This window comes from Vibrio intestinalis (genome assembly GCF_025195085.2).
Classification (GTDB): domain Bacteria; phylum Pseudomonadota; class Gammaproteobacteria; order Enterobacterales; family Vibrionaceae; genus Vibrio; species Vibrio intestinalis.
Genome location: NZ_JANAVY020000020.1, coordinates 55,988 through 66,706, shown reverse-complemented (window position 1 = coordinate 66,706; position 10,719 = coordinate 55,988). Strand labels below are relative to the sequence as shown.

Genomic DNA, 10,719 nt, shown 5'->3' with positions numbered 1-10,719 from the left:
AAGTTGGCTTTCTAAAGGCATAAAAAAATCCGATATTAGTTTCCTAATATCGGATTTTGAAGCTTTTTGAGGATCGGTCAAATGATCTCAAAAATTTCTTAACTGATCGGCATTACTCGCATTGCGAGGCCTTTTTGTTTTGGGCAAATAAGGAGTAGGGTGCTAACTCGCAATTGGACAAACCCTTCTTAGAACATCTGAACCAGTGCGATCAGTTCAGATGAGGAAAAACATCTTGAAGCCTTAAACACTTATTAGCATGCAGGTCCAAAGTAAACTTATCTGTGACAATTAGGGTAAAGACTTATAACCTTTGAAAGGCGGTCCGAACCACCTTGAGATAGCGGGCGATATAATGCACTTCCAAAAATGTATATTTCTGAGTGTTTTGTTTGATGCTATTACTAATAGTAAACAATGGTACGATATTGATGAAAGCATGTTCCGTATTGGTTATTCACTTAGCATGGCTAATAGGTAATCTATCCAATGGCAGGGGATGCAGTCATTTTTGGTGAAGGTTATAAATTCTAAGCTTGGAACATCTGAACGGAAGAAACCTCCCCGCTGATATTTTTATAAATAACCGTGCATGACTGAACGGTTATTTATGTGGTAGATATAGGTGAAATTACAGAGTAGAAATGTTGGCTTTTTTTTCAACTATTCCGTGTTCAATGAAAAATTGCGTTAGTTTTTCGCTGCGCAAAAACTTAGAAACGCTAGCCAACTTAGACCTTGAACGGAGCGAGAGAGGTGTGCTCACAAAAGCTAGGAAAAGACCGACCCAGAGAAACCAATCAGGACCACCTTTTGAAGAGAAGTAAGGTACGAATGCGCTTGCGCTGAAAAATAATTGCCAAAATATCAACATATTCGACTTCGAAACAAATTTGTCGTAATAAACGGCAATGTCTTCAATTGTATTTTTATTTACATATACCCCCTGACCCTCTTTCGCCGCCAAAATGAAACTTCGACCAACTTGTTTTGACTTATAAACGTAGAACATCGCATCAGTCTGCGTATGAAGAGGAAGAGCGTCAGGTATACCAACAGTTTCAATTCGTGTTGTAGAACCAGAAGCATCGGTTATATCTATAGATTTATATATTGTAAACCCTATTTCTGGTGCTGCATATCTACTTTCTTTTTCAGGCCATTTAATTGGTATATCTGGTTTACCAACAACAATGAACATATCTTCCATTATAAAACCTCTCAATATAAGTCTGAAGTTGAACATTATCAAAATGACGTACCGATAATCAAGTGGTTTAATTTATTGATTAAATTTAGATTTTAGTTTTTCAAGCATTATTTTATTCATTGTCTCTTTAGGCTAATGCAACTAAGTTTGTATGAATTGTTTCCGTCCTAAGTGATTTATAAAATGAGCTAGGACGTCTATAAACAATAGCTATCACATGAGTATTCTTTTTGGATAGTTCCGGCTGTTAACATTCAGTCAAGCCATGTCCGAAACTCATAAAGGGGCAGATTGACTAAATCGCGAAGCATCAGCTTTTCTAATCGACTTGTTCTAATTCCTCAAATCACAAGGCGCAACTTATTCAGTATTGTTGTGGGAAATAAACGAATTTGAGGGCCGTAACATGAAAATACTGACACTAGACCAATTGCCACAAGGTGGGTTTGCAGGGCTAAGCGAAAAACGCGTGGTTACCGATAAGCGTGTATTTGGTGCTTATAAGCATCCGACGGCGAGTAATGGTATTGGTAGCTTTGTTTATCTAGCTGACGCGAACTTTCATCCACATGGGGAGACAGGAATGCATCCCCACAGTGAACTTGATGTGATCAGCGTGATGGTGCAAGGCCGAGTGGAGCATCAAGGTTCAATGGCGCATGGTGCAGGCTTAAACCAAGGGCAAGTTCAGGTGCAGCGAGCGGGTGGGGAAGGGTTTTCTCATAACGAGGTGAATCCTGATTCTGTGCCTAACCAGATGATTCAGATCTGGGCTTTGCCTGAGCAATCTGGCGAGCGAGCGGGTTACAAATTATATTCCCCACAAGTAAACCAGCGCACGCGAATCTATGGCGGCAGCCGAGAGCAAACTGAGACCTTCTATAGCCAAACCATTATCGAGATTGTAGAAGCAGAGCAAGGCTATACCACGGTGCAGTCGGGCGAGGTAATGGCGTACTTAACTAAAGGTAGCGCTGAAGTGAATGGCGTAGCAATTGAAGCGGGTACGTTGGTAACAGCAGAAGGTATCGAGTTTGCCGCGACATCAGATGCGCAGCTGATCTTGTTCTATGTTGAAGGGAATTGATTATATAAGCCCTTGAGTGCCTCTATGGACGCTCAGGGGCTTTGAAACAACATTTACAGCTTGTGGTGTAAGATCCACTCTTTGCCGTTTTCGCCGCGATAGAACTTCTCTGAATCAACAAACCCAGCGGAGATGAAAAAGTCATAAGCGGGTTTGTTTTTTACCGGAATAGTCACGCAAATAGAGTTACTGTCTGGGCTTACTGCATAGGCGTACACAAACAACTTTTGCAGTGCTTGTTTGCCATAACCTTTGCGTTGGTGATTCTTATCGATAACGAAATATTTGAGGCCTAACTCATGACGCTCTGCGAATGTCGCGTAGTGAGCAAAGGCTTTATCCAGCACTAAATAACCAATCGCTTGTTTACCAGAGAATAGGGTCAGGATGACCTCTAATTTAGAGCGATCGTGATAAGCGGTTTCAAATGGAATATGCCACTCTTTTTGATCAGGTAGCACTTCTATTTCCATTAAGTTTGCAAAGTCTTTTAGCTTTGCTTGTTTGATGGCGATCATATGACCTCATTTATACAACAAACTTACTTGTCGAAGCGCGATATGTTTCGAACAAGCACGATACCTGTATGATTTAATTAATAGCAAAACTATCGATATAGTGTCTTAACAGGCATAAAAAATGGCGACATATGTCGCCATTGTATCATCAGTCGTTTTGTAAACGCGAGGTATATCAAACGATAGCTTGTTGCTATTGATGTATTAGCAGATAACCTTGATCGCTAGACCACCTTGAGAAGTCTCACGGTATTTCGCGTTCATGTCTTTACCTGTTTCTAGCATCGTTTCGATAACTTTATCTAGCGATACTGTTGGCGCAGAAGAACGACGAAGTGCCATACGAGTCGAGTTGATTGCTTTCACTGCAGCAATACCGTTACGCTCGATACATGGAACCTGTACTTGACCAGCAACAGGGTCACACGTTAGGCCTAGGTTGTGCTCCATTGCAATCTCTGCTGCCATACATACTTGCTCTGGGCTACCGCCCATAAGCTCTGCAAGGCCAGCCGCTGCCATAGAACATGCAACACCAACTTCACCCTGACAACCTACTTCAGCACCTGAGATAGAGGCATTACGTTTGTATAGGCCACCAATCGCGCCAGAAGCTGCGAAGTAACGGATGTAGTCTTTTTCTGTAACTGTCTGGATGAACTTATCGTAGTAAGCCAGTACCGCAGGGATAATGCCACACGCACCGTTAGTTGGTGCAGTTACTACGCGGCCACCTGCTGCGTTTTCTTCGTTTACAGCGAATGCGAACATGTTAACCCAATCAACCACAGACATAGGGTCGTTGGTGGTTTTTTCAGAGGTTAATAGCTGTTGACGAAGCGCTGCTGCACGACGAGGTACACGAAGTGGACCAGGAAGGATGCCTTCCTCGTTCATGCCGCGCTCCATACAATCACGCATGGTTTTCCAGATGTTTGCAAAGTAAGTGCGAGTCTCTTCATCTGAGTGCATCGCGTGCTCATTTTTCATTACAAGCGCGCTGATTGAAAGACCACTTTCTTTACAATGCGCCACAAGTTCTTCTGCAGAAGTGTACTCGTAAGGCGACTTAATTGGGTTCTCTTCAGACTTACCAAAGTTCTCTTCGTCAACGATGAAACCACCGCCGATAGAGTAGTAAGTTTTTGAGTATGCTTTTTCGTCATCGATCCAAGCGTGGATCTGCATGCCGTTTTCGTGCAACTCAAGGTTAGTAGTATGGAAGTTCATACCACCATCTTTCGGGAACGATACTGTGTGACAGTGCATGCCAACAGGAAGGCGTTCAGTTTCCTCTACGCGTGCGATAAAGCCCGGAATAGAGTCGATATCTACTTTTTCAGGGCTATTGCCAGCAAGGCCCATGATGATTGCGATATCTGTGTGGTGACCTTTCCCTGTCAGTGATAGTGATCCATAAACGTCAACGGTGATTTTAGTGATGTCGCGCAATTTTCCCATTGAACGAAGATCATCAATAAATTCTTTACCCGCTTTCATTGGGCCTACAGTGTGTGAGCTAGAAGGACCAACACCGATTTTATAGATGTCAAAAACACTAATCATATCGATTACCTCAGAATTAAGCCCCCCAATTTATGGGAGGCCCTTTATTATCATTATATTCTTGGTTTAATCACCCAAAAGTTTGGGAAATTAAAGAGCGCCGTAGATTACAGAACTAATCGCGCCAAGACCACAGATAACTGTGAAAATCTGTACAGGTGCAGAAGTTTTGTACTTAGCCATCGCTGGTACTTTGTGCATTGCGAATACAGGCATCAAGAATAGGATTGCAGCGATCATAGGAGCGCCCATAGTTTCAATCATGTCTAGGATGCTTGGGTTAACAATTGCAACAATCCAAGTAGTGATAACGATGAATAGTAGAGAGCCTTTTTCGATAGCGCTTACTTGCGCTGAAGAGCGAGACTTGATTAGGCCAACTAGACCTTCGTGTGCACCTAGGAAGTGACCGAAGTAGCTAGAAGTAATTGCAGCGAATGCAACTAGTGGGCCCATGTAAGAAATCAGCGGAGACTCATGAACGTTTGCAAGGTAAGAAAGAACAGAGATGTTTTGCTCTTTAGCTAGTGCTAGTTGCTCTGGAGATAGAGAAAGTACTACAGAGAATACGAAGAACATAACGAAGCCCATTAGCATCATTGCTGCGCCACCAGTGATAGCGTCAGTTTTCTTCACTGCGTTGTCACCGTATACACGACGTTGCTCTTTAGAGAACTGAGAGATGATTGGGCTGTGGTTGAATGAGAATACGATGATAGGGATTGCTAGCCATACAACAGTTGGCATTGCAGACCAATCTGGTGCTACTTCTACCATTGACGTGTTCCAGTCAGGGATTAGGTAGAAAGAAAGTGCAAGTAGGATGAATACCAGTGGGTAAACCATCGCTGACGTTGCTTTTAGCATTAGCTCTTTACCAAACACTACGCCTGCTGTCATTGCTGCGATCAATGCACCTGAAAGCAACCAACGAGGGATAGATTCCATACCAATTTGGTTAACTAGGAAAGAATCAACTGTGTTTGTAATACCTACACCGTAGATAAGAACGATTGGGTAGATGGCGAAGAAGTAGGCAAAAGTAATAAGGTTTGCGCCAGCTTTACCAAAGTGTTCTTCAACAGTGTCAGTGATGTCCGCTTCAGGGTTCTTAGCAGAAAGAACGAAACGAGCTAGAGATTTGTGTGCGAACCAAGTCATTGGTGCCGCGATTAGAGCTAGGATTACTAATGGCCAAAAACCACCGATACCTGCTTTGATTGGAAGAAATAGTACACCCGCACCTACTGCTGTGCCGAAAAGCGACAGACACCAGGTGAAATCTTTGTAAGTAAACTTACTAGACGATTGTTCGGTCGTAGCCGAAGTAGTAGTTGTATTCATTTTGGATTACTCATTTTAGGAACAGGAAATAAGTTGAGTGCAATTCTGCATAATTTGATTACACAAAAATTAGATCTAAATCATAAATTGATAGGACTGATAATATGATATGTAAAAAAGCCGTTTGTTGTCACGAAAATGACGTGCTACACGTGATTTATGTTAATCCGTGAAATTAGAATAACTAATGCGATGAATAGTTAATCTTTGGTTGGCGCAAGCCAAACGTTTGCCCCAAGGAAAGGTAATAAATCTAATGTGTTTATATGTTGAACAGAGGTAAAAATTGCTAGTTAGCTGTATAAAATTAACTAATATTTGTACAGGTTATCAGTGGCACGAAGAGTAGGTGTCGGTAATAAATTAGTGTGGTAAATGATGCTGCAATGATTGGATGATCTGAGCCGTCACTCCCCATATGAAATGCTTGCCATAATTGAGCCCAAATACACGATGCTTTTGTTGGTTAATCTCGAACAGGTGGCTGTGCAATTGGCGCGGGTCAAGAACGACCTCGATCGGTACTTCAAACACTTCTTCTACTTCATTTTGGTCAATTTTGCTCAGGTAGTTAGGCTTAATAAAGGCTAAGTATGGGGTCACCGCAAACTGACTAATCGTAGGTAGCGGGTTCATTTGACCAAACACCTCGATCAAATGTCTCTCAATACCGGTTTCTTCTTCGGTCTCTCTAAGCGCAGTATTCACCAGCGTGTCATCAGTAAGCTCGAACTTACCACCGGGAAAGCTCACTTGCCCAGGGTGATGTTTTAAGTGGGCTGCGCGTTTTGTAAATAGAACTTTAAGTCCTTCAGGGTGCTCGACAAATCCGATCAAAACAGCGGCTTTTCGAAGTGCTTGTGGGTTTACGTGACCAAGGCGCTTGAGCGTCTCACCGTGATAGGCGACGGGATTTTTCAGTTGGTAGTTTTGAATTAGGGTTTGTCTGTCGTACTTGATCACCACAATAACTTCCTTCGCTTATTTGAAAAAGCTCGCTTTTTGGACAATGCTTTGAAATATATCAAAGGCTTTAAGTTGCTGAATTATTGGTCATGTTGCTCGTTTTTACTATCGCACAGCAATTAGAGGGAGCGAAGCAAACTACCCAGTTCCACGACGAATTAGTCAGATATATTAAGCATAATATCAAGCACAGCGTGTAAGAAGTAAAACACAGCGTGCAACAACAGACAGGCGAGGTGGGCAAGTGAAGGGAATCATTTTTACTGAATTTATGGACTTAGTCGAAGAGAAATTCGGCTTAGAAGTGCTAGATAAAGTGCTCACCGAAGCAGGTGATGAAGGTATTTATACTTCAGTGGGCAGTTATGATCATCGTGACTTGGTCAAGTTGATTGTCCAGTTAAGTAAAGAGTCTGGTGTTTCGCCGGAAGACCTACAAAAAGTGTTTGGCCAATCAGTATTCAATAACCTCTATTCAACCTTACCCCAAAGTGCCAGTTTATCGGAGTGTAAAAACAGTTTTCAGTTCGTCCGTTTAGTAGAGGATTACATTCACGTTGAGGTGAAAAAGCTCTACGCGGAAGCGAACCCACCCAAGTTTGAATTTATCTCGGAAACTGAATCTGAGTTGGTGTTTGACTACCGAAGCGCTCGTTGCATGTCTCATGTTTGTTTAGGCTTAGTTGAAGGGTGTGCAGAGCACTTTGGTGAAAGCCTGAACATCGAAATGGATGAACAATCCTCAGATAATAGTCATGTACGATTTCGTCTATCCCTAGCAGGCTGACTCAATGACAGATAAAGGGTTTCTAGAGCGTAAAATTGCCCGTGAAGTCGCGGCTCGTAAGCAAGCCGAAAGTTTGTTGGAGCAAAAAAGCCTTGAGTTGTATGAAGCCAATCAGCAATTGAAGTTGGTGCTTGGTCAGCTAGAATCGCAAAACCTACAAGGTTTAAAGAAACTGGAGTTTGAAGGCGACATTAGTGAAGCGCTGATTCACTTTGGCCGTGCCTTTTTGTCCCGCAGTTTGGATGATGGCTTGCTATCGAGTTTTCTTGAGAGGCTAACAACCAATTCTGTGTTGGCGAATCCTTCGCTCTATTTGTTGCCCAATACTCTCACTACGGTTTTGGGCAGTGAGTTTGGTCATTATCGCGCTGAAACCCCTAAACAGATCAAGCCTTATCTATTCTGGCAAGAGTCCCGTTTGGTATTACCGCTAGAGGTGGAACATAAAGCGGTAGGACAACTGAGCGTTGAGGTCACTGACGTAGAGCCAGAATTTGCCGAAAGCCAGTTAACGCTAGTGGTCGAGCTGATTTGCAGTGCGATCAGCCGTCAAATGATGATTACTAAAACGCAGCAAGCGCGTAAACGAGCGGAAGAATCAGAGCGTTCGACGAAAGAATTCGTCGCGATGATAAATCATGAGTTGCGAACGCCTCTCAATGGCCTATTGGGGAGTGCTGAACTGTTAGCAGATACAAGCTTAAATGGTGATCAACGTAATCTACTGTCTAATTTAACCCATTCGGGCGATATGCTTCGCCATATCATTAATGACTTGCTTGATTTCAGTAAGATGAATGCTGGCATGATGGAGTTATTCCCAAGTCAGTTTACTTGGCAAGAGCTCAAAGCCATGCTCAACGGTATCTTTTCGCCTAAAGCCCAAGAGAAACGCATTGCGTTTTTACTCGAGGAGAGTGGTGACATTCCTGCCGCTTTTGTTGCTGATTTTGAAAGGCTAAGCCAAGTGCTGGTAAATCTGATCGGCAATGCGATCAAATTTACCTCGTTTGGTAAAGTGGAAGTATTAGCCAAATGGCAAGATGACCAGTTAGTAATCACGGTTTCTGATACAGGGTGTGGCATTCCTGAAGAGGCACAAGCTCAGTTGTTTGACCCCTTTGTGCAAGCGGACAGAACCGCAAAGCGTAACTTTGAAGGGACAGGTTTAGGGCTGGCCATTTGTTCTAATTTGGTTCGATTAATGAAGGGCAGTATAGGTTTTGAAAGTGAGTTAGGGGAAGGGAGCAGCTTTACCGTTCGCTTGCCGTTAGAACTGGCTGAATCAGTGGAGGCGACGACCAATCAAAGTGAGCTAAATAGCCCAGCGAAGGCTTTGGAAAGTTTAACCATTTTGGTTGTGGACGATATCCGCATGAACCAAATCATCATCAAACAGATGCTGAAAAAACTCTCGATTGAGCCTGATGTAGCGACCAATGGTTTAGAGGCGATACATGCGGCAGAGAAAAGTCACTACGATCTGATTTTTATGGATTGTCGTATGCCTGAAATGGATGGCTTTGAGGCAACCACTTATTTGCGCGAGCATGATTACCAAAGACCGATTATTGCCCTGACGGCGGGGACAACCTTAGAAGAGCGAGAGCGCTGCATAGAAAGCGGTATGGACGATATTTTAACTAAGCCCTATACCGCTGTAGATCTGAAATCTATGATTCAAAAGTGGATGTAAGTATCTACGCTTTGTCTGCCAGTACAGGCAAAATGCGACATAGCTTATCGAGTGTTTCTTGGTATTCGGCATCACATTGACTATCGGCCACTAAACCACCGCCTGCCCATACGTGCAATTGCCCTTGCTCTGCAACCAGAGTGCGAATGGTAATGCTGGTATCCATTCGGCCATGTCGGCTGATATAACCAATGCTACCGCAGTAGGCGTTGCGGCGATGAGGCTCAAGCTCTTCGATAATCTCCATTGCTCTTACCTTTGGCGCGCCAGTAATTGAACCGCCGGGAAAGCTCGCTCGTAGCAGATCGACAGGGCGATATTGCTCGTCCAAAGTGGCTGTAATGGTGCTGACAAGGTGGTGCACCGCAGGGAAACTCTCTATATCAAACAGTTTAGGCACTTTGACTGAACCCGGCTTGGCAACGCGGCCGACATCGTTACGCAGTAAATCGACAATCATCAGGTTCTCTGCTTGATCTTTTTCTGCGTTCGCAAGCTCATTTGCCGATGCTAAATCTGCATCTTTATCTTCAAATCGAGGACGTGTCCCTTTGATTGGCTTGGTCTCTATTTCACCTTGGTTGACTTGTAAGAAGCGCTCAGGTGAGACACTCAAAATTGCCCCTTGTGGCGTGCGGATGAAGGCGGAAAAAGGCGCTTGGTTGAAACGCTCTAACTTATTGTAGGCGGCCCATTCACTGCCTTGATATTCTGCGGTAAAACGCTGAGCTAAGTTGATTTGATAGCAATCACCAGACAACAAGTATTGTTGCACTTGGTTAAATTTAGCTTGGTACTCAGCCTTACTCATGTTTGATGCCCAATCACACGCCAGTGAAAACGCTTGTCGGCTTGGGCTCGGTTGGTTAGTCAACCATTGCCATTGGTTTTCGACATCATTGCCCACGACAAATGCTTGTTGTAGTTTGTGGTCAACCACCACAGCCCACGAATAAATGCCCACCATCATATCGGCGCTTAACAGGTCATGTTTGGCAACGCTAGGCATGTGCTCGACCCGTCTACCGAGATCGTAAGCAAAGTAACCAAGTGCACCGCCAATGAACGGCAGTTCACCTTGGTAATCGATGCCAGTCAGATACTTCTGTTGTATACGCTCAATCAGAGTAAAAGGGTCATCACTGGACTGGTAATTCTCTTGTTCACTACGAACGGTAGTTTTGTCGCCTTGAGTAATTAAAGTCGCAATGGGTTTTGCTACTAAGATGTCGAAGCGGCTATCCACGTGTTGCTCTGATGCAGAGCGTAACAACATGGCCCAATCTTGCTGCTCAATCGGGGTAAAAAGCTCAAGGGCGAGGTGGTTTGTGTAGTTAATCTGCTTGATTTGCAAGCATTTTGGCTGACTGTTGTTCATTTGTTTAATTTGTGACAAAGAGATCGTTCGCTTCATGGCGTGTTGAGGAAAGCAAGAGTATCATATCCGTATCAAACCCCGCTACACCGAGATTTGGCTGATAATTGTAGTAACAGATTATCAAAAGCAAACGATTACCGCGGGACACACGGAAGCAAAAAAGAGGC

General features: G+C 43.6%; 9 protein-coding genes. 3 read left to right on the top strand and 6 right to left on the bottom strand.

Annotation, left to right across the window (positions count from 1 at the left end; translation table 11 throughout):
• Positions 1 to 631: 631 nt before the first annotated feature.
• Positions 632 to 1,210: a hypothetical protein gene (locus MU515_RS18430; RefSeq protein WP_260261860.1), complete on the bottom strand. Its 579-nt coding sequence runs from the start codon at positions 1,208 to 1,210 to the stop codon at positions 632 to 634.
• A 406-nt stretch (positions 1,211 to 1,616) separates the two neighbouring features.
• Between MU515_RS18430 and MU515_RS18425 the strand changes: the two genes are divergently transcribed.
• Positions 1,617 to 2,297 carry a pirin family protein gene (locus MU515_RS18425; protein WP_260261859.1) on the top strand — a complete coding sequence of 227 codons (681 nt, stop codon included), beginning with the start codon at positions 1,617 to 1,619 and terminating at the stop codon, positions 2,295 to 2,297.
• Between the two features lie 53 nt (positions 2,298 to 2,350).
• Here the strand turns inward: MU515_RS18425 and MU515_RS18420 are convergent, their stop codons facing one another.
• From MU515_RS18420 to MU515_RS18405, 4 genes are all read right to left on the bottom strand, one after another.
• Entirely contained in the window at positions 2,351 to 2,815 is a 465-nt protein-coding gene (locus MU515_RS18420; protein ID WP_260261858.1) for a GNAT family N-acetyltransferase, read from the bottom strand.
• 204 nt (positions 2,816 to 3,019) lie between these two features.
• Entirely contained in the window at positions 3,020 to 4,381 is a 1,362-nt protein-coding gene (locus MU515_RS18415; RefSeq protein ID WP_260261857.1) for an L-serine ammonia-lyase, read from the bottom strand.
• Positions 4,382 to 4,471: 90 nt separating this feature from the next.
• Positions 4,472 to 5,725, bottom strand: a complete 1,254-nt coding sequence (locus MU515_RS18410) for an aromatic amino acid transport family protein (protein WP_260261856.1) — start codon at positions 5,723 to 5,725, stop codon at positions 4,472 to 4,474.
• A 363-nt stretch (positions 5,726 to 6,088) separates the two neighbouring features.
• The gene (locus MU515_RS18405) at positions 6,089 to 6,685 is read right to left on the bottom strand and encodes a CoA pyrophosphatase (RefSeq protein ID WP_260261864.1); all 597 of its coding nucleotides are present in this window, start codon (positions 6,683 to 6,685) and stop codon (positions 6,089 to 6,091) included.
• 250 nt (positions 6,686 to 6,935) lie between these two features.
• Here MU515_RS18405 and MU515_RS18400 point away from each other — a divergent pair, with 250 nt between their 5' ends.
• Together MU515_RS18400 and MU515_RS18395 are read left to right on the top strand one after the other, a co-directional pair.
• A complete protein-coding gene (locus tag MU515_RS18400; RefSeq protein WP_260261855.1) occupies positions 6,936 to 7,478 on the top strand; it encodes a heme NO-binding domain-containing protein in 543 nt (180 codons plus the stop codon).
• Positions 7,479 to 7,482: 4 nt separating this feature from the next.
• Positions 7,483 to 9,174: an ATP-binding protein gene (locus MU515_RS18395; RefSeq protein ID WP_260261854.1), complete on the top strand. Its 1,692-nt coding sequence runs from the start codon at positions 7,483 to 7,485 to the stop codon at positions 9,172 to 9,174.
• Positions 9,175 to 9,178: 4 nt separating this feature from the next.
• Here MU515_RS18395 and pabB read toward each other — a convergent pair whose 3' ends face one another.
• Positions 9,179 to 10,552, bottom strand: coding sequence for an aminodeoxychorismate synthase component 1 (gene pabB, locus MU515_RS18390; RefSeq protein WP_260261863.1), 1,374 nt, complete (start codon positions 10,550 to 10,552; stop codon positions 9,179 to 9,181).
• Positions 10,553 to 10,719: the final 167 nt, after the last annotated feature.

Excerpts from the sequence above, each read along its gene's own strand:
- MU515_RS18425 (WP_260261859.1), top strand. The coding sequence starts at position 1,617 with ATGAAAATACTGACACTAGACCAATTGCCACAAGGTGGGTTTGCAGGG.
- pabB (WP_260261863.1), bottom strand. The coding sequence starts at position 10,552 with ATGAACAACAGTCAGCCAAAATGCTTGCAAATCAAGCAGATTAACTAC.
- MU515_RS18430 (WP_260261860.1), bottom strand. The coding sequence starts at position 1,210 with ATGGAAGATATGTTCATTGTTGTTGGTAAACCAGATATACCAATTAAA.
- MU515_RS18415 (WP_260261857.1), bottom strand. The coding sequence starts at position 4,381 with ATGATTAGTGTTTTTGACATCTATAAAATCGGTGTTGGTCCTTCTAGC.
- MU515_RS18395 (WP_260261854.1), top strand. The coding sequence starts at position 7,483 with ATGACAGATAAAGGGTTTCTAGAGCGTAAAATTGCCCGTGAAGTCGCG.
- MU515_RS18410 (WP_260261856.1), bottom strand. The coding sequence starts at position 5,725 with ATGAATACAACTACTACTTCGGCTACGACCGAACAATCGTCTAGTAAG.
- MU515_RS18420 (WP_260261858.1), bottom strand. The coding sequence starts at position 2,815 with ATGATCGCCATCAAACAAGCAAAGCTAAAAGACTTTGCAAACTTAATG.